Origin of the sequence: Runella sp. CRIBMP (genome assembly GCF_009905605.1) — a bacterium.
Classification (GTDB): Bacteria; Bacteroidota; Bacteroidia; order Cytophagales; family Spirosomataceae; genus Runella.
Window position 1 is genome coordinate 145,931 of the sequence record NZ_JAAAKZ010000005.1, and the last position, 23,940, is coordinate 169,870.

Annotated in this window: 18 protein-coding genes; 15 read left to right on the forward strand and 3 right to left on the reverse strand. The window is 47.1% G+C overall.

From position 1 onward, the window contains the following. The first annotated feature begins 74 nt into the window (after positions 1-74). The gene (locus tag GVN20_RS15535) at positions 75-1,055 is read left to right on the forward strand and encodes a carboxylesterase (protein ID WP_166559227.1); all 981 of its coding nucleotides are present in this window, start codon (positions 75-77) and stop codon (positions 1,053-1,055) included. Between the two features lie 650 nt (positions 1,056-1,705). On the opposite strand, the gene GVN20_RS15540 is transcribed toward GVN20_RS15535, so the two are convergent. After that, the gene (locus tag GVN20_RS15540; protein ID WP_114069579.1) at positions 1,706-2,323 is read right to left on the reverse strand and encodes an inorganic pyrophosphatase; all 618 of its coding nucleotides are present in this window, start codon (positions 2,321-2,323) and stop codon (positions 1,706-1,708) included. 264 nt (positions 2,324-2,587) lie between these two features. Between GVN20_RS15540 and GVN20_RS15545 the strand changes: the two genes are divergently transcribed. The 3 genes from GVN20_RS15545 (at position 2,588) to GVN20_RS15555 (ending at position 5,396) form a co-directional block, all read left to right on the forward strand. Next, on the forward strand, positions 2,588-3,379 hold the full coding sequence (locus tag GVN20_RS15545) for a (Fe-S)-binding protein (protein WP_166559228.1): 792 nt from the start codon (positions 2,588-2,590) through the stop codon (positions 3,377-3,379). Positions 3,380-3,489: 110 nt separating this feature from the next. Continuing rightward, positions 3,490-3,990 (forward strand): hypothetical protein, encoded by a 501-nt coding sequence (locus GVN20_RS15550; protein ID WP_166559229.1) that lies wholly within the window; start codon positions 3,490-3,492, stop codon positions 3,988-3,990. 242 nt (positions 3,991-4,232) lie between these two features. Then, positions 4,233-5,396 (forward strand): L,D-transpeptidase family protein, encoded by a 1,164-nt coding sequence (locus GVN20_RS15555; RefSeq protein WP_166559230.1) that lies wholly within the window; start codon positions 4,233-4,235, stop codon positions 5,394-5,396. On the opposite strand, the gene GVN20_RS15560 is transcribed toward GVN20_RS15555, so the two are convergent. Further along, entirely contained in the window at positions 5,345-6,136 is a 792-nt protein-coding gene (locus GVN20_RS15560; RefSeq protein ID WP_166559231.1) for a murein L,D-transpeptidase catalytic domain family protein, read from the reverse strand. The two genes, GVN20_RS15555 and GVN20_RS15560, sit on opposite strands and share 52 nt — an antisense overlap. 222 nt (positions 6,137-6,358) lie before the next feature. Between GVN20_RS15560 and GVN20_RS15565 the strand changes: the two genes are divergently transcribed. From GVN20_RS15565 to GVN20_RS15580, 4 genes are all read left to right on the forward strand, one after another. After that, positions 6,359-7,039: a response regulator transcription factor gene (locus GVN20_RS15565; RefSeq protein ID WP_166559232.1), complete on the forward strand. Its 681-nt coding sequence runs from the start codon at positions 6,359-6,361 to the stop codon at positions 7,037-7,039. Beyond that, positions 7,040-8,413, forward strand: a complete 1,374-nt coding sequence (locus tag GVN20_RS15570) for a HAMP domain-containing sensor histidine kinase (protein WP_166559233.1) — start codon at positions 7,040-7,042, stop codon at positions 8,411-8,413. 185 nt (positions 8,414-8,598) lie between these two features. After that, the gene (locus tag GVN20_RS15575) at positions 8,599-8,913 is read left to right on the forward strand and encodes a hypothetical protein (protein WP_166559234.1); all 315 of its coding nucleotides are present in this window, start codon (positions 8,599-8,601) and stop codon (positions 8,911-8,913) included. Positions 8,914-9,167: 254 nt separating this feature from the next. Further along, a complete protein-coding gene (locus GVN20_RS15580; RefSeq protein ID WP_166559235.1) occupies positions 9,168-10,544 on the forward strand; it encodes an HAD-IB family phosphatase in 1,377 nt (458 codons plus the stop codon). 18 nt (positions 10,545-10,562) lie between these two features. Here GVN20_RS15580 and GVN20_RS15585 read toward each other — a convergent pair whose 3' ends face one another. Continuing rightward, entirely contained in the window at positions 10,563-11,498 is a 936-nt protein-coding gene (locus GVN20_RS15585) for a sodium:calcium antiporter (protein WP_166559236.1), read from the reverse strand. A gap of 116 nt (positions 11,499-11,614) precedes the next feature. Here GVN20_RS15585 and nhaD point away from each other — a divergent pair, with 116 nt between their 5' ends. From nhaD to GVN20_RS15620, 7 genes are all read left to right on the forward strand, one after another. Next, positions 11,615-12,880 carry a sodium:proton antiporter NhaD gene (nhaD, locus tag GVN20_RS15590; protein ID WP_166559237.1) on the forward strand — a complete coding sequence of 422 codons (1,266 nt, stop codon included), beginning with the start codon at positions 11,615-11,617 and terminating at the stop codon, positions 12,878-12,880. A gap of 79 nt (positions 12,881-12,959) precedes the next feature. After that, positions 12,960-14,486, forward strand: a complete 1,527-nt coding sequence (locus GVN20_RS15595) for an aldehyde dehydrogenase family protein (protein ID WP_166559238.1) — start codon at positions 12,960-12,962, stop codon at positions 14,484-14,486. Positions 14,487-14,799: 313 nt separating this feature from the next. Then, positions 14,800-17,484 (forward strand): PQQ-dependent sugar dehydrogenase, encoded by a 2,685-nt coding sequence (locus tag GVN20_RS15600; protein WP_166559239.1) that lies wholly within the window; start codon positions 14,800-14,802, stop codon positions 17,482-17,484. 156 nt (positions 17,485-17,640) lie between these two features. Further along, positions 17,641-18,093 carry a DUF3592 domain-containing protein gene (locus tag GVN20_RS15605; protein ID WP_166559240.1) on the forward strand — a complete coding sequence of 151 codons (453 nt, stop codon included), beginning with the start codon at positions 17,641-17,643 and terminating at the stop codon, positions 18,091-18,093. Between the two features lie 107 nt (positions 18,094-18,200). Then, positions 18,201-20,126 carry a PfkB family carbohydrate kinase gene (locus GVN20_RS15610; RefSeq protein ID WP_166559241.1) on the forward strand — a complete coding sequence of 642 codons (1,926 nt, stop codon included), beginning with the start codon at positions 18,201-18,203 and terminating at the stop codon, positions 20,124-20,126. A 105-nt stretch (positions 20,127-20,231) separates the two neighbouring features. After that, positions 20,232-22,601: a GH92 family glycosyl hydrolase gene (locus tag GVN20_RS15615; protein ID WP_229599083.1), complete on the forward strand. Its 2,370-nt coding sequence runs from the start codon at positions 20,232-20,234 to the stop codon at positions 22,599-22,601. Between the two features lie 155 nt (positions 22,602-22,756). Continuing rightward, positions 22,757-23,812 (forward strand): polysaccharide deacetylase family protein, encoded by a 1,056-nt coding sequence (locus GVN20_RS15620; protein ID WP_166559242.1) that lies wholly within the window; start codon positions 22,757-22,759, stop codon positions 23,810-23,812. Positions 23,813-23,940: the final 128 nt, after the last annotated feature.

A 23,940-nucleotide genomic window follows, 5' to 3' on the forward strand; every position in this document is an offset into this window, starting at 1 on the left:
TTTAAAGCAATTTTATCCCTTAAACTAATGCTTTCCTTACATTTGTAGCCTTCCTATCAACTTTTTAAAACCAGATGAAAAAATTCCTTAAATGGGCGGGTATCACGCTCGTCGCCTTGGTGATTATTTATTTTATCGGCCCCCGTCCCGAAAAAGCCATGTTATCTCCTACCCTCACGAGCGTGACGACCGATGTCGTCCAACTCGAAAAAGACATTCAAGAAACCGAATCACAGTTTGAGCTTAAACCCGACAACGAAGCCCGTATCATTTGGGCCGATACTGCCAACAAGCAAAAAACCAAATACAGCATGGTCTATATCCACGGTTTTGGGGCCAGTTGGGCGGAAGGCGACCCTATACATAAGCAACTAGCCCAAAAATACGGGTGTAATCTCTACCTCGCTCGCTTGTACGATGCTGGCGTAAAAAGTCCCGACGCGTTTCAAAACCTAACCCCTGAAAACTTTCTATCAAGCGCAAAATACGCCATTGCCGTGGCCAAATCCCTCGGCGACAGTGTCATTGTCATCGGGTGCTCGGCGGGTGGACTGCTCAGTTCTTACATCGCCTCCGAACACCCTGACATCAAGGCACTTGTGCTGTATTCACCTTGCTTCAAAGTCAATGGGCTAGAAGTGGCAACGGGGCCTTGGGGCAAGCAATTGTTGGCCCTATTGGGCGGTTCCCACCGCGACCTCACGCATTATACCCCGGAGCGCGCCAATTACTGGCTAACGCGCTACCATACCAACGGGGTCATGACGCTGCAAAAGACGATGGACGCCATCGTAAAACCAGAAACGTTTGCCAAAATAAAAATGCCCGTTTTTATGGCCTATTATTACAAAGATGAAGAAAATCAAGACAAAGTAGTCTCGGTCGAAGCCATGCTCAAAGCCTTTGATGAACTAGGAACTCCCGCTGCTCAGAAGCGAAAAGTGGCGTTTCCAAATGCGGGCGAGCACGTGATTGCGTCGCATTTTACTTCCAAAGACTTGGAAGGCGTATTTCGCGAAACCGACATTTTTTTAAAGGAAATCGTCTTTAAATAATGAAATTGCAACTACAGGCTCTATGATTTAATAAAAAGTGAAGATAATCCCAGGGTTTCGAAATCCTTGTAATTGAGTTGGGTAGTTATGTCACCGTCAACAAGTAGATAAAGAAAAGAAGATAGTTCCTGAATGCTCCATTTACTGGCGAAAGCCTCTTTTTGAATGCGGGCCACCAAAAGATAAGCCATTGTTCCCACTAAAAATGAAGCCGTTACCGTTCTTACTTTTGTCTATCCTACGATAATACCCACGATGGAGCTTTTCTGACTAGGCAACATGCCCGCTAACATTTGGTCTCCTTCCCGCTACATCTCGTGTAGAAAATCGGCGGTTGGAAAGCGCAAAAAACAGTGACGGTCAACCTCGGCTTTCATGATTTTGCCAGTGGCGAGCGGTTTCCCGACGGTGTAAGTCATTTGTTTGGAGAGGCAAAACGACAAACATTCAAGTGACAACTCAAACACTTGGTTTATTCTGTCAAACGATTCGTTAGTTGTTTCACTCACAAAAGCCAAAAACTCGGGCGCTTGGTAAAAATTATTTATATTAACGATAGATTGCTTCAGGGAAAATAACCGATTGGTTGTGTAAATTTAGACTTAGCACTTTCCAATAGGTCACTTTCCAGAAGCACAGGCAGTTGTTATTTACAACATCCCGAAGTTATTCAAATAATCGGTGATAGATTTACGAATCACCTCGTGGGCTTCTTCTCTCCCGTATACGTTGGCGATTTCGCAGGTCATCGGCTCACCGGGTAAGTTCTTGTACGTCAAGAAGTAGTGTTGCAAACGGTTCACAACACTTTGGGGCAAATCGGCGATGTCTTTGTATTTTCCGTACAACAGGTCGTCTTTCAACACGGCAATGATTTTATCGTCGGCCTCACCTTTGTCAATCAGCCGCAAACCGCCGATGGGAATGGCCTGGCAAATGATGTCACCGTGGGGGATGGTGCTTTCACACAGCACGCAAATATCAAGCGGGTCGCCGTCGCCTTCTTTGATGTCGCTACGGCCAGATTGCTGTCGGGCAAACTCCGCGATGGCATCGCCGCAGTAGGTTTTGGGCACAAAACCATACAGCGCCGGAACAATATTTGAGTATTTCTGAGGGCGGTCTATTTTAAGGTAACCCGTCAGTTTATCAATTTCATATTTAACCGTGTCGGTCGGTACAATTTCAATAAAGGTTGTCACGACTTCGGGGGCCTTTTCCCCGATGGGGATTCCGTGCCAAGGGTGCGATTTATAGACTGTTTTCATTTGTTAAATTGAATCTTTAGACAAACATTGGAAAATTTTAGAGAATTACCGACTTTGCATAGGTAAAAATCCAAATCATTAGTGAAATAACCGCATTCGCCGTGCTTAACAAAAACAAATTACGTCTATTTTTACTTTTTTCTGAGGTTCCTCCATCGGGGGTTTTAAAGAGGAAAAATAAGCGTCAATCACTCGGTGTAGCTTTTGTACTTTAACCTTTATCAAACCAAGCCTCTTACTTTTTTTCATCAATTCTAAAAATCAATGAGCGAACTGAAAGTACCAACCATGGCCGAAATGGCCGCCGCTGGCGAAACCCCCGAAGTGTTGTTTTGGGTCGGCTGCGCGGGCTCCTTCGACGACCGTTATAAAAAAGTGACCATTGCTTTTGTCAAAATCCTAAACAAAGTAGGGATAAAATTTGCCGTACTAGGCACCGAAGAAGGCTGCACCGGCGACCCCGCCCGCCGCGCCGGCAATGAGTTTTTGTTTCAGATGCAGGCCATGGCCAACATTCAGGTGTTGGATATGTACGGCATCAAAAAAATTGTGACGGCTTGTCCGCATTGCTTCAACACCCTCAAAAACGAATACCCTGACCTCGGCGGTAACTACGAAGTGATTCACCATTCGGAGTTTCTGCAACAACTCATCAACGCGGGCAAAGTAAAAATCGAGGGGGGGGGTACATTCAAAGGCCGTAAAATCACGTTTCATGATTCGTGCTACCTCGGGCGCGCCAACGATGTATACGAGGCACCCCGCGCGGTTTTGGAAGCCCTAGATGCCGATTTGATTGAAATGAAGCGCTCCAAAGCCAAAGGTCTCTGCTGCGGTGCGGGCGGCGCACAGATGTTTAAAGAACCCGAAAAAGGGAAAAAAGACGTCAACATTGAACGCATTGAAGAAGCCCTCGCCACGGGTGCCGACACGATTGCGGTGGGTTGCCCGTTTTGTATGGTGATGATGAGCGACGGTGTCAAAAACAAAGAAAAAGAAGACTCTGTCAAAGTATTCGACTTGGCGGAACTTGTGGCGCAGGCCGAAGGTTTATAAGGGTGTCATGAGATGGCTGTGTTGGCAGATTTATTCAACTCTATGATAACCCATAGCAATACCTGACAGCCCTATTTACCAACCACTAATTCACTAATCACCATTCACCAATGTATATTCCTTTTGATCAAATAGATTTTGAAGCGCGCGTCTGGATTTATCAGGCAAATCGCCCGCTGACCAACGACGAAGTTGGCACCCTCACCGAAACCCTCAAAGCCGCCTTGGACGAGTGGGAAGCCCACGGCATGAAGCTCACGGCGTCGGGAAAAATCTTTCATAATCGGTTTGTAGTCATTGCCGTGGATGAAAGCAAAGAGTTGCCGAGTGGCTGTTCTATCGACAAGTCTGTGCATTGGTTGCAGGAAATCGGGCCTCGTTTGGGCGTCGACTTTTTCGACCGCTCGCTGATGTACATTGACGACCGAGGAGAACTTCAAAGCATCCCTGTATCAGGTATTAAAAGTGCGGTTAACGCCGAAGAATTAGCTCCTGACACTACGGTTTTCGACAATACCGTTACCACAAAATCGCAATGGATGAAACGCTGGAAAGTACGCGCTGATGCCACATGGCTTAAACGCTATTTTGCGGCGCAGCAAGCCTCCTGAGCCATTATTCATCCCCAAATACTATGTGCCATGCCCCAAAGCATGGCATTTTTTATGCCCTATTTACAAAATTTCCCGATCCGAAAAGTGTAGAAATAATTACCCACTTTGTTCATTCTACCGATGCCATCTTCAACGCACAAGAAATACATCACCCTTATTATTAAACCTTTAACCTCTATTTGCTTGTATTGGCATGACTATTTAAACGATTGCACTTTACTTAAATACTTACCTTTCTTATGAAACCAATCATCAGATACGCCCTATTTTCGCTTTCTATTTTTATCTTTAACGGTTGTCGTAAACCCGAAAGAACCGAAGAATTATTGCTAGAAAAGTTACAAGACAAAAAAACATACGCAACGCTTCTCAGCTATTCTCACGCCATCGGAATTGATACCGCACGGGCTGCAAAAAAAGGTCCTTTGGGGCTATTGGAAGAAATCAGTTATGGCCACAAACCGCGCTATATTCGCTATACGGCGAAGGTTTTACTCCCCGACTCCGCCCGAATTCGTGAAGCCGCTTGGGAGGTGGTGGAAGGTAAAAACAAAAACATTGACGACGTGCTAGCGCGTTTAGAGCCTTCATTCCCCGTTTATTCTCAACTAAAAAGCCACTACACCCGATTTATCAAAGACGGGCAAGCCGACAGCGCGGCCATCATTGCCGAATCGCTCAATGCCTATCGTTGGATGAACCGACAAGCGCAAGGAGCCGAACGCATGGTACTGGTAAACACGCGCGGTGCGTATTTGAAAGGATTTGACTCAACGGGTGCCCAAAAACTGAGTATGCGGGTGATTGTGGGCAAAGCGGACTCTCCCACGCCGGGCATTGATACCTACGCGACCAACATCATTATGTATCCTTATTGGAACGTCCCGACCAACATCGCGCTTCAGGAAATGTTACCAAAAATCAGGGAGGATGAAGACTATTTGGAAGACAACGGGATGGCCGTCATTGATACCAAAGGCGATAGCGTAGACGCCCACTCCATCAACTGGGACGAAATTTCGGAAGATAATTTTCCGTATCGTTTTCGGCAGGACAACGGCGAAGATAATTCTCTAGGTTTGATGAAAGTAAACATCAAAAACCCGCTCGCAATTTATTTGCACGATACCAACGTTCGCACCCTTTTTGTGAGCGACCAACGCTGGCGAAGCCACGGTTGTGTGCGGTTGCAAAGCCCCGCGCAATTGGCCAATTTTTTGGCGGGAAAACACCTATTAGACGATGATTTCATCAACGAACCCATCACCAATCAGAAGCCAAAATCGGATAAGTTAAAGCAAAAAGTGCCCGTATTTATTCTGTATTTAGGGGCCGACATCAACGACGTGGGTCAGTTGGTATTTTTCAACGACGTATACGGTTGGGAACGTAAACCCGTTTGAGTTTCTTCCTCCAAACCCGCCAACAGCTTTGAATTTTTGAGGTAGGAATTATCGGGATAATACAAAAATAGCCCTGCGCCATTGCACAGTAGCGGAATGAGTTTTTTGGTGTCGTCTACCGATACGGCGGGGCAGCCTTGACTGCGCCCCAAGCGGCCCGTACGCCTAATAAACTCCTCGCTTACGTAGTCTGCGCCGTGCATCACAATGGCCCGCTCCAGCGCGCGGTGATTGATGTTTTCCTCCAATCCTTGCAATTTAAGCGACAGTCCGTGCTTACCTTGGTAGGTGCTCATAGCCCGATAAAAGCCTAAACTGGATTGGTAAGAAGAATTTTTATTGGAAAATTGACGGGCAAATTCCTCACCCGAATTGCGGCCGTGCGCCACGTAGGTATTGTACAAAAGTTTATTTTCCTTTAGGTCAATCACGTACAAACGTTTGTGGCGGGAAGATTGACTAAAATCGGCAATGGCAAGAATGGATTTTGTAAACTTTTCCTTTTGAAAACCCGCCCATGCGTACCGAAAACCTTCGAGAGATAGGCCCGCTTCTTTGAGACGGAGCGAATTATAGACCCGTTGCCATTGGGGCAGAGAATCGGGCTTTAGTTGCGTGGAATCTACCAAATGTTGGGTAGTAAATTGGGGAAATTGTAAGGGATGTTCTAACTTTTGAAAACCAACCAACGCCACAAAAGCCGTTGCACAAGCGCTCACTACCAACAACACATTTTTCATCCGGTATTCTTTTTTAAGTTTTTACTTCACAACTTTACCTTGATTCTTACACGACGGTTTTGAAAAAACACCGCTTTTGATAGGTTTGGTTCCATCGGACCATTACATACTTCAACGCGTAGGTGTTTGATTTCTGTATAAAAATAGTTCAAGATTGACGATTCTGGCTTAATTTTGACGATATTTCCTCACACACCCTTCTATAAATTCAATTCCCTTTGCATGAAAATTCTATTAATTGAAGACGATATAAAAATCATTCAATCGCTACGTAAAGGCCTCGAAGAGAACGGATATGAGGTAGATATTGCCTACGACGGCACGATTGGAAAACTGCTTGCCCGTCGGAATGACTACTTCGTGATCGTCTCCGACATCATCATTCCGGGCATCAACGGTGTGCAGCTTTGCCGTGAACTCCGAAGCGCGGGCGTCCGCACCCCGTTCATCATGCTGACCGCCTTGGGTGCGTTGGAAGAAAAGCTCGTGGGCTTCGATGCGGGCGCCGACGATTATTTGGTCAAACCGTTTGATTTTTTGGAGTTATTGGCCCGCATCAAAGTCGTCACCAAACGCATTCAGTCGGAGCCCGTCACCGCCAACGTGCTCCGCTACGCCGACCTCGAAATGAACCTTTCCACCCGCGAAATAACGCGCGGCCGCCAACGCATTGATTTGACGGGCAAAGAATACGCCCTTCTCGAATTTTTGCTCCGCAACGCCGAAAGGGTTCTGTCAAAAGTAGACATTGCCGAAAAAATCTGGGACATTCGTTTCGACACGGGCACCAACATCATCGAAGTCTACATCACCCTTTTGCGCAAAAAAATAGACCGAGATTTTCCCGTCAAACTCATCCACACGCACTACGGCGTAGGCTATGTGCTCAAACAGGAGGCATAAATGCAGATTCGGACCAAGCTCACCGCCCAATTCGCGCTGCTCGTATCGGCCATTATGCTGATGGCGTTTATCACCATTTATTTGATAAGAATGACCTACGTAGAGCAGGAATTCTACAAACGGTTGCGACACAAAGCCATCACTACCTGTGAGCTATTGGTAAAAGTTGAAGGCGTTGACTCTAAACTCCTTAGAAAAATTGACAAGACCAACTACGATGTATTGTACAACGAAAACTTAACCATCTATGACCACCAAAATGAAGAGCTTTACACCAGCAATGAGACCCTTTACTATGCCATAAACCCCGAACTTCTCGACCAAATAAGGCTCGAAAAAGAAGTTCAGTTTTCCGAAGGAAAAGCCAAAATCATCGGAATTGTGTACACCGACCGCTTCAACCGCGTAGTGTGCATTGCGGGGGCCGAAGATAAATACGGCGACGAAGAACTGCATAGCCTTTGGCGAATTTTGACGGGTATGTACTTTGGCGTGATTGGACTGGTGATTGTTGCGGGCTGGTATTTTGCGGGGCAGGCCATGAAGCCCGTTTCCAACGCCATCGGGCAGGTGAATCAAATTTACCCTAAACTCATGGAGCAACGCCTGACCGTCCAAAACCCCCGCGACGAAGTGGGGCAACTGACCAGTACGTTTAACAAACTGCTGGACCGCATCGGCGAGGTATTTCGATTGCAAAACCTGTTCATTTCCAACGTGTCGCATGAACTCAAAAATCCCCTTATGCGCATTGGAGCACAACTCGACGTGGCCCTGCTCAAAGAACGAACCGAAGCCGAATACCGGCAAACACTGCTATCTATACGAGAGGATATTCGGGATTTGGGTCAACTCTCAGAAACCCTGCTCGAACTGGCCAAAGTAAACGACCAAAACCGCAGTTTGATTTACAACGACATCCGGATTGACGAAATCGTTTGGGAAGCCCGTGATTTATTGCTCAAAGCCGAGCCTTCGTATCAAGTGCAGGTTCGACTCCTGAGCACGATTGAAGACGACAATCAGCTCATTGTCAAAGCCAATGCCCACCTGATGAAAACCGCCATCGTCAATCTGATGGAGAATGGGTGCAAGTTTTCCCCAGATTCAACCGTAGCGGTCGATGTATTTCCGATGAAAACTGACGTTGAAATTCGATTTACCAACAAGGGCACCGTCATTTTGCCCAAAGATCTACCCTATATATTTCAACCCTTTTATAGAAGCGATAACACAACCAATATCAAAGGTTACGGTGTGGGATTGTCGTTGGTTGAGCGTATTGCCAAACTGCACAATGGCAACATCAAAGTCACTTCCGATGCCCCCGCTCAAACCACTTTTTTCTCCTTACTCATCCCCTACCGCCATTGAGTTTTTGCCCCGATTTCTAGTCTCTATCAGTCGTTTTTACTTTTTCGATTTTCTTCATTTTTAGTGACTTTTTAATCATTCCTTCATAAGTTCTTAAGGATTGCCCTGTTTCTTTGTCATTGTAAAACAAGCGATTGCTGCAGTGGCGGTTGCCACAATAAAGTATTCTCAATGCGCAGCTCTGAATGAAGACACGAATTTTGCCAAGATACGGCAACACGTACGACCGTCAGCGCGGAAAACACAACCGACGCAGTGTAATTATCAGTCTTTTGGCCATTTTGGCGGGCATGGTTTTCGTCTGCTTCTACCAATGGATGGCGCAGCGCAACATGACCGAAATGACGAACCGAGCGCTTTTGCGACAAGACTCGCTCGAAGCCGTTAAGTTGTCGCAGGATAAGGTTATTTTTTTGATGAAAGATACCATCAATCAACTAAGACAGGCAAACCTATACCTGCAACAACAGCAATTTACATTCAAAAAAAGCGGAAAATGAAGGTAACATACGATTTGGTTGACTAGCAATGACGAGCGAGGTATCCTCACTCGTCATTCTTACCTACTTTATTGCCGTTACGACATTTTTTTTCAACCATTCCCCAAAATTATTTTTTTTTAATTGCTGCTTAAGGTGTTGTTAAGATTGCCGGAAGACCTTTGATTGTTAATTGTCCTGAGTGTTTGCCTCGCCCAAGCGGGAACGTCTCCGCTTGGGTTTTCTTCCTAATCTATCTTCCAAACATCATTTCTATGAACAACGTTACCGTTATCATTCCTACCCTCAATGAAGAAGCCACCATTGCCAACGTTATTCGAAAAGCCCAAAATTGCGCCCATGTTCGGGAAGTCATCGTCATCGACGATCAATCTTACGACAATACGGTTGACGTAGCCATGCTCTCTGGCGCAACGGCCTTTACGAGTACACAATTGGGAAAAGGGGCGTCTATGCGCGAAGGCCTTATGATGACCCAATCTGACATCGTCGTTTTTTTGGATGCCGACATTCCAACCTACCCCGAAAACGTCGTGGACATTCTCGTGGAGCCGCTTCTAAAAAATGAAGCCGACTTTGTAAAATCTTATTTTGACCGTCAGGCGGGGCGCGTAACGGAGTTGGTGGCCAAGCCGCTGCTGAGCATTTTATTTCCCGCCCTCACGCATTTCAAACAACCGTTGAGCGGCATCATTGCGGGCCGAAAATCATTCTTTGAAAAAATTAATTTTGAAAATGATTACGGCGTTGACATCGGAATTTTGTTGGATATGCATCGTCTCGAAACCCGCATTGCCGAAGTGAGCATCGGAACTGTCGAAAATAAAATGAAGCCTTGGCAGGAGCTCGGAAAAATGTCGAGGGAAGTGACAAAAGCCATTCTGGCGCGCACCAATCAAATCACGGAACCCTCCCTCGAAAATCTCGAAAACATCAACGTCATTCGGCGTGAGATGACCGACGCCATCAAAGAATCAATGGTGGGATTGCGCAAAATGGTGGTTTTTGACATGGACAATACCATTCTGCGGGCGGGTTTTATTCACACCGCCGCTGATGCCTTTGGGTTCAAAAAGGAACTTTGGCAAATCGTGGCCGAACAAACCAACCCCGTGGTGCGTACCAAGCAAATTGCCCAACTGCTACACGGAAAAACCTTCGGCGAAATCATTGAAGTTGTCAAGTCGATTCCCGTTGTGGCTGATTTCGGGGAAATTGTGGCGGAGTTAAAACAAAAAGGATTCATCACGGGCATTATCAGCGACAGTTATACCTGCGTCACTAATCACCTCAAAAATCTATTTGGGCTGGATTTTACGCTGGCCAATGAGCTTGAATTTTCGCGAAGTGTGGCCACGGGTCAAGTCAAAATTCCGTCGTATTTTTTCAAACGCACCACTTCCCATTGCGGGCATGATTTCTGCAAAACCAACGCCCTTTCTTACCTTTCAGAAATCTACCACGTGGGTTTTGAAAACATAATGGCCATCGGCGATGGAGAAAACGACATTTGCATGATTCGCAAATCAGGCATTGGCGTTTCGTTTTGTACCAAAAACCAAATTTTAGAAAACAGCGCCGATGTGGTACTCAGCAAGCCCTATTTTCGTCCCATTTTAAAACTGGTCTGAGCATCCACGCTGGGCTGATTAAATCAGCCCAGAGATTTTAAACATTACGATGAAATACAACACCAAAAACAAAGCACCTTCCCAAGTAGAGATGCGCTTATCTTGGGCCAAAAGATAAAAAAAGGCCGATGCAGCCACGAGTATCGGCAACGCAAGCGACAGAAGCTGGCCGCTGGCCGTTAGGTCTCCTGCCCAACTTGCCACGCCCGGAATGACCAAAACGTTGAAGATACACGAGCCCATCACGTTACCAATTGCCAACGACGCTTTACCCTGCTTTACCGAAAAATAGTTGACCGCCAACTCAGGCAGCGTCGTTCCTAACGACAACACAGTGAGGGCAATGATGGACGGAGGAATCGTCAGAATTTCGGCAATCCGGGTAATACTCAACACCGTATAATCGGCCCCAAAGTAAATTCCAACGCCCGCCAAAGCCAGAATCAGGCCCACTTTTCCCCATGTAGGAGTACTTTCGGTCGTTTCTTCGGGTTCGTCTTCATTGCCAGCCCTCAGTAGATAAAGGCTGTATATCACAAAGATAAGAATCAAAAAAGCCCCTTCTTTCCACGTAAGGATGCCGTCTTGTAAAAACAAATAAAAGACCAGCGCGGAGCCCAACAGATAATGAAGGTCAATCATAAGATAACGTTTGCCCAAATCAATCGTTCGACGATTCATCAAGGCCGTAAAGCCTACAATCAAGAAAATATTGGAGATATTGGCCCCGATGAGATTTCCCGCCACAATCTCCGCCTGCCCCGACGAAATGGACAAAAGCGCCGTCACTAGTTCGGGCAATGAAGTGCCGATGCCTACGATAAAAATACCCGTAACGAATGGAGGGAGGTTGAGGAGTCGGCCTGCACTTTCGGCGGCATTGGTAAAAAAACGGGCCGCAACCAACAAAACCGTTAGGCTGCCCACAAAAAGTAAAATCCAGTTAAGAAGCATCGTTTTTCTTTTGCTTAATATTTCTGCAAAATCGGTGTTTTTTGCGTAAATAGCGAGTTTTTAACGACTTTTTAAGGATTCAGTTGTTGTTTTAACCCAGTCTTAAATTATCAATTATGATTACTGCCATTATTATCATTTTTGTCATAGGTTACCTTTTTATTACCCTTGAGCATAACATTAATCTCAACAAAACCGCAACTGCTTTATTGACAGGGGTAATCTGTTGGACCCTCTATGCCCTCGGAAGTAGTGATTCACACCACATTGTCGAAGAGCTTTCCCATCATTTAGCCAATATATCCGAGATTGCCTTTTTCCTGTTGGGGGCCATGACCATTGTGGAGTTGGTCGACGCTCATCAAGGGTTTGGCGTAATTACGGAGCGTATTCACACCAAAGACAGCCGCGCTTTGCTGTGGATTATCAGCATTCTTACCTTTTTTCTGTCGGCGGTTTTAGACAATCTTACCACGGCCATTGTGATGGTATCGTTGCTGCGTAAAATCATTCGGGATGATGAAATGCGGCGTTTTTTTGCAGGGATTGTCATCATCGCCGCCAACGCAGGCGGTGCATGGTCACCGCTGGGAGATGTCACCACGACGATGTTGTGGATTGGCGGGCAGATTTCGGCCATCAATGTTATGAAAACACTGTTTATTCCGAGCCTTATTGCGTTGATTGTTCCGCTAATTTATCTTTCATTTAAACTCAAAGGATCAATTGCTACCCCAAAGGTTTCAAAGAAATCAGAGGTCGACGATGTGACCGAAAAAGAGCGTAACATCATGTTTGGGACGGGCATTGGGATGCTTTTATTCGTTCCCATTTTTAAAACCGTGACGCACTTACCGCCTTACATGGGTATTCTGCTGGCATTAGGCGTGGTTTGGATTGTTTCAGAAATCCTCCATTCCAAAAAAGACGAAGAAGACCGCAAGCCTTTTACGGCTAGTCATGCATTAAGTAAAATTGACACCAGCAGTATTTTATTCTTTATGGGCATACTTCTAGCCATTGGCGTCTTGGAAGTTACGCATGTATTGACCGACCTAGCGGCGTGGATGAACGATACCATCGGCAACCTCGACGCCATCGTTTTTATCATCGGGATTGCCTCGGCGGTCATTGACAACGTGCCGCTCGTGGCGGCCTCCATGGGTATGTACGATTTGGCAACTTACCCCCAAGACCACCGAATCTGGGAATTTTTGGCCTACTGCGCTGGTACGGGCGGCAGTATGTTGATCATTGGCTCGGCGGCGGGCGTGGCGGTGATGGGCATGGAGCGCATCAGCTTTTTCTGGTATCTCAAGCGCATCAGCCTTCTGGCGTTGATTGGGTACGTGGCAGGCGCGCTGGTGTTTTTGTTTGTGTAAGATTGGATTTACCTTTGGGAATTGAAGAACTCTTCAAGCGGTTTTTATCATCAACAAATCCAATTTCCAAATTTATCAGATGCAAACAATCTTAGAAACACTGCGCATTTCCAGCACAAATCACGGCATCAGCACGGGCTTGGCCGCTTGGGAAGGTCGGGGCGAAGAGTTGTCTTCGTTTTCGCCGGTAGATGGTCAACTCATCGGCAAAGTTCACGCGGCATCCCGTGAAGATTACGATACCGTCATCGGTCAGGCGCAGGAAGCTTTCAAAACGTGGCGGCTCGTGCCCGCTCCCAAGCGCGGCGACATCGTTCGGCAAATGGGGGAACAATTGCGCAAATACAAAACCGAACTAGGCACCTTGGTCAGTTATGAAATGGGCAAGAGCCTTCAGGAAGGCCTCGGCGAAGTGCAAGAAATGATTGACATCTGCGATTTTGCCGTCGGGCTCTCACGCCAATTATACGGACTCACCATGCACAGCGAGCGCCCTTCGCACCGAATGTATGAGCAGTGGCACCCGCTGGGCATTGTGGGTATTATTTCGGCATTCAATTTTCCCGTGGCGGTGTGGTCTTGGAACTCCATGCTGGCGTGGGTATGCGGCGACGTATGCGTGTGGAAACCTTCCGAAAAAACGCCTTTAACGGCCATTGCCTGCCAAAATATCATTCAGGAAGTACTGAAAACCAACGATGTTCCGGAAGGAGTTTCGGGCCTCATTGTTGGCGGACGCGAAGTAGGCGAATGGCTTTCGCACGATGAACGGATACCGCTCATCTCAGCCACGGGCAGTACGCGCATGGGCAAAGCCGTAGGGCAAGCCGTGGGTGGCCGTTTGGGGCGCAGTTTATTGGAATTGGGCGGCAACAACGCCATCATTATTTCGCAACATGCCGACCTGCCATTGGCAATTCCAGCGATTGTGTTTGGGGCCGTAGGAACGGCAGGGCAGCGCTGCACCAGTACCCGCCGGTTGATTATCCATGAAAGCATATATGAGGACGTAAAACAACGTTTGGTCAAAGCCTATGGTCAACTGCGCATCGGCAACCCGCTCGATAGCAACATCCACGTTGGCCCATTGATTGATACGCTGGCCGTCAAAAACTACCAGTCGGCGGTCGACGAAGTACGCATTGTGGGTGGTACGTTTGTGGTAGAACCTGGCGTTTTGACAGGTGCCGATTTTGCGTCGGGCTGCTACGTACAACCCTGCATTGCCGAAGTTGAAAATCACTGGCCGATTGTACAGCACGAGACCTTCGCCCCCATTTTATATCTTATCAAATACAGTACTTTAGAGGAAGCCATTGCCTTACAAAATGGCGTTCCACAAGGGCTTTCCTCGGCCATCTTTACGCTTAATTTGCGCGAGTCAGAGTTGTTTTTGAGTCATGCGGGTTCTGATTGCGGCATTGCCAATATCAACATCGGCACCTCAGGCGCCGAAATCGGTGGGGCATTTGGCGGCGAGAAAGAAACGGGTGGCGGGCGCGAATCTGGCTCTGATGCGTGGCGAGCTTACATGCGCCGTCAGACCAACACCATCAACTACGGCACCACGTTGCCGTTGGCGCAAGGAATTAAATTTGAAATATAAAAAAACCACTTCCCCAATTACAGGTCACCGCTGTACGGTCCAATTTACGGGCCCAAGCAGCGGTGATTTCTGTTTTCTAGCCTTTATTTTTAATCTTTTTTATACTACACAGCGTAGTTGTTTATTTTAATATTTAAGTATATAGACTATATATTTAAATGACAAAAGTTGTCTTTTTTGGATAAAAAGTTATCAAACGGTCGTTTTTGAGCAATAAAATTTCCAAAAGACAGGAGTGTAGTCCGTATTTTTGCATTGTTACAATTCCGCTCTAAAGACCCTACTTTTATTCACCTTTGCCCGTATCTTTGAAATGAAAAAAGGCTGTTTACTTTTGTATTTGACGCTTTTTTTTGTGAAAGGCCAATCCCAAACCCTTCCGTCAGGTTTTGCTCAGCAAGTCTATGCTTCCAACTTTAATTCGCTGATGGGCTTCACTTTCGACAATAGTGGAAGATTATTCTGCTGGGAAAAGGAAGGGAAAGTGTATGTTATCAACAACGGTGTACGTACTACGTTGTTGGATATTAATCAGGAAGTGTACAACGTCACTGATTTAGGGCTCATCGGCCTAGTACTAGATCCCAATTTTCTGAGCAATGGTTTATTTTATATTTATTACATCGTTGACCCCAAGCATTTATTGAACATTGGAAGCCAATACGATGATGCAGGTAATGGCGGGACAATGGCCCGAGTCACGAGGTACCAAGCAGACGCCGCCACCGGGTTTACCACGATAGTAGCCAATACGCGCACCATCTTGATTGGAGAAACGGCAAGCACGGGGATACCTTGTACGTCATTTTTTCACATGGGAGGGAGTATGAAATTCGCCAAAGACGGCACGCTCTTTATCTCCGTTGGGGATGCCGCCACAGCCGCCAACAACGACATTGGAGGGTTTGATTATGGTTCACGTACGGTTTCACGGGGCATTATGACGGCAGCCGAAAACATCGGCTCTTACCGCAGTCAGAATCTGGATTCCCATTGCGGAAAAATTCTTAGAATAAACGCTACCAACGGCAACGGTATCTCTTCAAACCCTTATTATTCAGGGGATTCTCCCCGCTCACCTCGGTCGCGTATCTGGGCCAGCGGGCTCCGCAATCCTTATGGTATCTTGCCCATCCCCGAAACTGGCTCTCACAATCCTGATGAGGGAAACCCAGGAAGCCTGTTGATTGGAGATGTCGGCAGTATTTTGTTTGAAGAAGTCAATCTCGCTACTAGCCCGGGGCAAAATTTTGGCTGGCCGCGTTACGAAGGAGAGAACACCCGCGCCGAACACCCTAGTGCTACTTGGGACCCCGGCAGCAACAAAAAAAAACCTCAGCTTTATTATAACTCCACAACAGGATACAGCATTGTAGGCAGTACTACGTATACGGTAGGGGGTATACAAGTTCCTGGAGAAATCAGCGGGCATTGCATATTGATTGGTGATTTTTACAAAAGAACAGATTTATCGAGTCAATACCTCAACAAGCTCTACATTGCCGACTATTCCCAAAAATGGATTAAAATGGTCAATTTAGACATGACCAATCAAGTAACCGCTGTTGAAAATTTTGCTTCAAATCTCAGCAACAATGTCATTTCGTTGAGTGTTTCACCTACCACTAGCGGTATTTTTTACTGTACTGCTAACGAAATCCTACGAATTTTCCCAACGACCAACAGTGCCCCCATTGCCAAGATAGAAGCTGACAATACACACGGAGCGGGCCCCTTAGTTGTACGGTTCAGTGCGGCAAAATCATACGACCCCGACAGTACTAGCCTGACATATTTATGGCAATTTGGCGACGGCAGCCCTACCGAAAGCGGGCTCAAGCCCCACCACCGTTTTGTATCTAACTCCAGCGCACCCCAAAAATATACCGTAAAGGTGACGGTCACCGATGCCAACGGGGCATCTGCCTCCGACTCGCTATACATATTTCTCAACAATACTCCTCCTGTTATTGCAGCAACTTCGTTGGACGCCATCGCCTCTTTTCCACTCAATCAAAACTATCCTATTACTTTAAATGCAACAGTCCAAGACAATGAGCAGAGCCCTGCTTCGCTGAGTCTGAATTGGAAAATATACCTTGCCCACAATGACCACCAACACTTGAGTTCATCTTATTCGGGCAATAATATCAATACTACCCTTGCCCCTTTGGATTGTGAATTGGGAGCGGCCTCGTACTGGTACCGTGTTTATCTCACAGTATCAGACTCACTAGGTCTAACCACCACCCTCATCAAAGACCTCTTTCCTCAGTGTGGCGGTATTGCTCAAACCATTACTTTTCCAACAATCAACGACAAACAAACCACAAACACCCCCTTTGTCTTAGGTGCAACTACATCTTCGGGCCTGTCGCCCTCTTATTATTCAATTTCGGGGCCCGCGTATGTAATAGGCAATCAAGTGACTCTTTCTGGCATACCCGGCACGGTGGTCCTTCGGGCAACCCAGCACGGCAACGGGACCCACAATCAAGCCGCTCCCGTTGAACGCAGTTTTCAGGTAAATCGCCCGTTGGATTCACAAAGTTTTGCATTTTCGCCTATCTCGAGCAAAAATGTCAATGCGGCCCCTTTTACGCTGAGTGCATCAGCCTCAACAGACCCCCCTAAGTTTCTTGTGGTCTCTGGTCCAGCTACCGTAATCGGAAATACCGTTACACTCACTGGCACCGCGGGACAAGTAACAATCCGTGCCTATGCCTCAGGCACTTACTCCACCGACGGGGTCTATTTCGATCGGAGTTTTCAAGTAGTATACCCTTGCCCTTCCACCCAAACCGTAAATAGTTTGGCATATAACGTGTACCAAGCCCAAACCGCTCTTACAGTGACGGGAGCTACGTTGGTTACACCTTCCAATCAATCACTTTTATTGCGAGCTGGCGGTTCTATCACCATCCAACCCACGGCGGGCACTTCATTTTCTACTGGCACCAACAGTACTTTCAAAATGGAAATTGCAGGATGCCCTTAACAGAAGGAACTACTAAGCCGTTTTTTCTCCGCTTTATTCTTGTATTTCAACTTTATAACCTCTCTCTTAGCAGAAGATTGTTACTAATCTTTCAGTAAGTTTTGCGTCCATTCTTATTTTGAATAAAATTGTTTTTCACCAAAAAGAATGAAAATAATGAACCCTCTCCCCTATATAATCCAATGGATGCCGCTTTTGGCATTTATTGGCACGTATCTGCTTATCATCGCTTACGACAAATCAAAAATGGTAGAACGAGTCAAATCTAAAGGCATCAAAACCGTAGGAACAGTGGTTGAAATTCGTCAAAACCCTGGTGAATTATTTGGTTCAAAAGAGGGCGAAGGCCAAGCTCCAGTGGTAGATTTCGTCACCAACAATGGCTCGCATCGGCATTATTCTACCCATTACCAAAGCCCCTGTCCTTATCAAGTGGGGCAGAAAGTGGAAGTTTGGTATTATTTCTACAAATCAATCAGAGAAGTGCTTTTAGCCGACGAAGATGCGGGAACGTTGCCCAAAACGCTGTTTCGTTGGGGCATTGCACTGTGTCTCATCAGTTACCCGTTTCTCATCAAAAAACTGATGCTTTTGGGGGGAACCAATTGAAAGTCGTGGACGATTCATCCCAAATATTTAATAAATTAAAGAATAGCCTTGAGTAGTGCAATTGGAGTATTTACTTAAACGTACAGTAGCTATTCCAATTTTATTTTATGGACACCCTTCAAATTCAATCTATTCTTGAAAAAATAAAAACCGTCAAAGTGGCGGTGTATGGAGACTTTTGTTTGGACGCGTACTGGATCATGGATACGCGCAAATCAGAAGTATCAATCGAAACGGGCCTACAAGCCGAGTCAGTGGCCAAGCATTATTATTCGCCGGGCGGTGCGGCCAACGTCATCGCTAATCTTTCGGCCCTTCAACCTGCCCAACTCAAGGTTATCGGCGTAGTAGGCGACGATATTCACGGACGTGAATTGGCCGCACAGTTGCAAAATCTCGGAGCGGATACAAGTTCGCTATTTATTCAAAAAGAGCATTTTCAAACCTACGCATACCTCAAAAGATACATCGAAGGCGTAGAAGAACCGCGTATTGACTTTGGAGTGTACAACAAACGTTCGGAAGAAATTGACGAGCTAATTCTAAACAGTTTAAAATCTGCTTTGGAAACCCACGATGCTGTCATTTTCAATCAGCAAGTCGTCGGAAGTATTACAAACGACAGCTTTATTGAAAAAGCCAATGCACTTTTTGAGCAATACAACAACAAAATCATCTTGGTTGATTCCCGCCATTTCAACGACCGTTTCTCCAACGTATACCGCAAAGTAAACGACGTAGAGGCTGCCCACCTCAACGGCGTTCAGGTAGAGCCGCGTACGATGTTGCCGCGCACTACCGTGCTGGAATACGGTCAGGCTTTATTTGCCCAATCCCAAAAACCCGTCTTTGTCACCTGCGGGGCAAGGGGCATTACCGCCTTTGATTCAACGGGTTATCATGAGCATCTGGGTTTACAGCTGAACGTTCAACTCGACACCGTGGGCGCGGGCGACACCGTCATCAGCGCCATTACGTTGTGTCTGGCGGCAGGAATTAGCCCCAACGAAGCCGCTGAATTCGCCAACTTTGCGGCGGCCGTTACGGTTCAAAAACTGTTTATTACGGGCACCGCCAACGGCGAAGAAATCCTAGCCATCAGCCAAGACCCCAATTATATCTACCAAGCCGATTTGGCCGAAAATCCGCGTCAGGCCGTCTATTTACCCGACTCCGAAACGGAGCTCTGTGACCCATCGGTGTTGGAAAAACTCGGCCATATCAAATACGCTGTTTTTGACCACGACGGCACCATCAGCACCCTCCGCCACGGTTGGGAAGAAATCATGGAGCCCGTAATGATGAAGGCGATTTTGGGCGACTCTTACGATACTATCGACGCGGCAAGTTTCAAAAAAGTACAACGGGAAACGCAAGAGTTTATTCACAAAACCACTGGTATTCAGACCATTTATCAAATGGAAGGACTGGTCAATATGGTACGTGAAGCAGGCTACGTACCCGAAGACCAAATTTTGGATAAGTTTCAGTACAAACAAATTTACAACGATGCCTTGATGGAATTGGTCAACAAACGCATGGCCAAATTGCAGGCAGGCGAGTTGGATTGGGAAGACTATACCATGAAGGGCGCGGTTTCCTTTTTGCACCAGCTCAAAGAGCGCGGCGTAGTGATGTATCTGGCCAGCGGCACCGACGTAGATGACGTTCGCCACGAAGCCACTGTGCTCGGTTACGCAGATTTGTTCGACGGCGGTATTTACGGTGCTTTGCGCGAGTACACTAAGTTTTCCAAGAAGATGATTATTGAGCGAATCATCCGCGACAACAACCTGAATGGCAACGAATTGGCTGTATTCGGTGACGGTCCCGACGAAATCCGTGAAGGGCGTCGTTTTGGCGGTATTTCGATAGGAATTACGAGCAACGAAGTACAACGCCACGGACACAATTTCGACAAGCGTCCGCGCCTCGTGAAAGCTGGTGCGCAGTTGATTATTCCTGATTTCTCGCAATACCGCAAGCTCGTGAGTTTGCTCTTCAAAGAAGCGGAAGTTTCCGAAGCCGTATAATATAACTACAACTATGGAACGCTGATTTTTAAGATAATTATGATTGAAAAAGCCACATAATTAATCTTAAAAATCTTAATTATCAGTGTTCCAATCACCTCTCCAATGTTGAAAAAAAATCTACTATACGTTGCCTTAGGCATTCTGACGGCCTCCCTTTTTTCCTGTTCCGAATCCAACAAAGAACCCGTTGATTACGTAGACCCGTTTATCGGGACAGATTTCTTTGGTCATACCTTTCCTGGGGCTACACTCCCTTACGGAATGGTACAACTCAGCCCCGACCACGACGTCAAAGGGTGGACCTACGCGGCTGGCTATGCCTATCCCGACAGTTCCATCATCGGCTTCAGCCACACGCATTTCAGCGGTGTCGGCATGACTACGGGCGGTGATATTTTGGTGATGCCCACCGTAGGCGACAAAATCCAAACTTCAGCTGGCAGCAAAGAGAATCCTGATTCGGGTTATCGTTCTCGTTACGATAAAAAAGACGAATCGGCCTCACCGGGTTATTACTCTGTGTTGTTAAAAGACGGTAACATCAAAGCCGAACTCACCGCCACAAAACGCGTAGGTGTACACCGCTATACCTTCCCCGAATCACGAAAATCAACTATTCTGCTCGACATCGGCCACGAAATCGGCGGCAATGCGGAAAGCGGCGAATCGTTGGTAAAAATGACCAATGATTCCACCCTTGAAGGCTACAAAGATGCCAACGGCACGATGGTTTACTTTGTAGCAAAATTCAGCCGCCCGTTTGAGTATTACGGTACGTGGGACAATGACTACATTACCCCCGAATCTTCGGAAGGCTATTGGCCGTACAAAAACGAAGAAAAAGGGTTGAATGTAGGCTTTTTTGTAGGTTACAGAACAAAAAAAGGCGACCAAGTCACGGTCAAAGTGGCCATTTCGCACGTGAGTGTAGAAGGTGCAAAAAAGAATTTACAGGCCGAAGTTGCGCATTGGGATTTTGACAAAGTGAAAAATGACGCCCGCGAGACGTGGAATGAAGAACTCAAACGCGTAGCCATCAAAGGCAACGATGAAGCCCAAAAGCAGATTTTCTACACGGCATTTTACCGTAGTCTATTGGCCCAATACATCGGGCAAGACGTGGATGGGCAGTACATGGGCATGGACAAAAAAGTGCATACCGCACAAAAATACGACTTTTATCCATCGTTTTCTTGCTGGGACACCTACCGTAGCCAACATCCCCTGTTGACGCTTATCGCCCCCGACCACGTCAACGATTTTGTTAAATCCATTGCCGCCAAAACCACTGAATTCGGCTGGCTTCCGGCGCAACATTTCCGTAATACGTATCGGCCCAGCATGGTCGGTGACCACCTAATTCCTGTTATCGTAGATGCGTATTTTAAGGGATACCGTGATTGGGACATTGAAGGGTTGTACGCCGCTATGCGTCGTAAAGCCTTAGAATCGCCCCCTGCCGACATTCCGGCCTCAGCTGGACGCGCTGGGTTGGCCGATTATATTCGCTTAGGCTACGCCCCCGCCGACCGCACCACCGAATCCGTTCCCAATACCATGGAATTGGCCTACGACGACTGGTGCATTGCCCGATTGGCCGAAGCATTGGGCAAAAAGGAAGACGCGGCATTGTTTTACAAACGCGCCCAGAATTACCGAAACGTATTTGATGCGTCTACGGCTTTTATGCGTCCGCGCCGCGAAAACGGCACGTGGTTGGAAGCCATCGGCACCAATCAACAAACCATTGATTCTGTGGGAGCACATCATTACTACCGATATTTTGACCCGCTATTGGTGGGCCGTCGCCCCAACCGTCATTACACCGAGTCCAACGCGTGGCAATACCTCTGGTCTGTGCAACACGACCCCGCAGGTCTGATTCAATTATTGGGTGGAAATCAAGCATTTAACCAACGTCTTGATACCTTCTTTTCCATGGATGTCTCCATCAGTACGCCCAAATACGTGGGTGTAGTGGGAACCATCGGGCAATATGTCCACGGAAATCAACCATCGCATCACGTAGCTTACCTCTACAATTATGCGGGCACTCCGTGGAAAACCCAGTATTGGGCCCGCGAAATCATGGAGCGTTTTTACCGCACTGGACCAGGCGGCCTATGCGGCAACGAAGACATGGGCTCGCTATCGTCTTGGTACTTATTGAGCAGCATGGGCATCTATCCCGTAGCTCCGGGCAGTACCCAATACGCCATCGGCAGTCCGGTATTTGAAGAACTTGAATTTAATGTCGGGAAAGATAAAACCTTCAAAATCATTGCCCAAAACACCTCCTCCAAAAACCGATACATCCAATCTGCCACGCTCAACGGCAAAGCCTTGGACCGAAGTTGGATCGACCATTCCGAAATCATGGCGGGTGGAGAATTGACGTTTGTCATGGGCCCCGAACCCAATAAATCGTGGGCAACTGGGAAAGATGCCGCGCCGTATTCGCAGAGTAAGTAGTCGCTCGGTTCTACCGCGTGAAGATTATTATCAGGCCTCCGGCCTAAGTAATTAAATAGGCCGGAGGCCTACCAATAGCCATTACTCGCGGGACGCGAGCAACTGCCATGTATAATGACAAATTCGCACTTTACTTTTAATAAAAACCAAACCCCATGATAACCAACACCTTAAAAACCATCCTCCTCTTGTTGGCAACGGCCTTCATCAGCCAAGCCCAGCAAACCTACGCCGAGAAACTCGGCTGGCCCAAAGGAGCCAAAGTCGTGATTTTCCACGTAGACGACCCGGGCATGTCGTATTCTTCCAACCAAGGAACCATCAAATCGGTAGAGCAGGGCGTGGCTACGTCGTGCAGCATCATGTTTCCGTGCTCATGGTCAGCGAGTTTTGTCAACTATATCCAAAAAAGCAACCCCAATCTCGACGCGGGGGTGCATTTGACGTTGACATCGGAGTGGCGCGATTACCGTTGGGGCCCCGTGGCGGGCTTTCAAAACGTACCGAGTTTGGTAGATAAAGAAGGGAATCTGTGGCACGAAGTAGCCCAAGTCGTGAAAAACGGCACCGCCGACGACGTAGAAAAAGAGATCAGAGCGCAAGTAGAAAAAGCGTTGCGGATGGGCCTAAAACCCACCCACCTGGACTCGCACATGGGAACACTCTTTGCACACATTCCTTTCATGGAGCGTTACATCAAAGTCGGCGTTGAATACGGCATTCCAGTCATGTTTCCGGGCGGTAACAACAAGTTACTGATTGAATGTCAGCAATACCCCATCATCAAACGAATGAAGGCCGAAGGTAAATGGCAGGAAGGCATGAAATTGCCTGAACCCGAATTAACCAAAATGTCGGGAGCCGTAGGACAAAAAATCTGGCAATCGGGCTTACCAGTGTTGGATGATTTGCATACCATCAGTGGCGATTGGAAACCCTCTACCCCCAACCCAACACCCGAAGAATGGGGCAAGTACAAAGCCCAAAAATTCATCGAAACCCTCAACAACATGCAGCCCGGATTGGCCATGTTCATCGTTCACAGCAGCGACGTGACCGATGCCTTCAAGCACATCAGCGCATCGGGCGGTTCACGCTATGCGGATATGCTATCCATGATGAATCCCGAACTGAAAGCCTATATTCAATCGCAGGGCGTCATCCTCACTACATGGCGTGAGGTGATGGAACGCCGGAAGAAAGTAAAGTAATTTGATTTGTCACCGGCACCGGCACCGGCCGCCTGGCTGAACGGGTCTAAATCGAACGAATTAACACCTAAATACTCACCGAGAATATAAAATTATACCACCATGCAAAGGCTCTTAGATGCTTACAG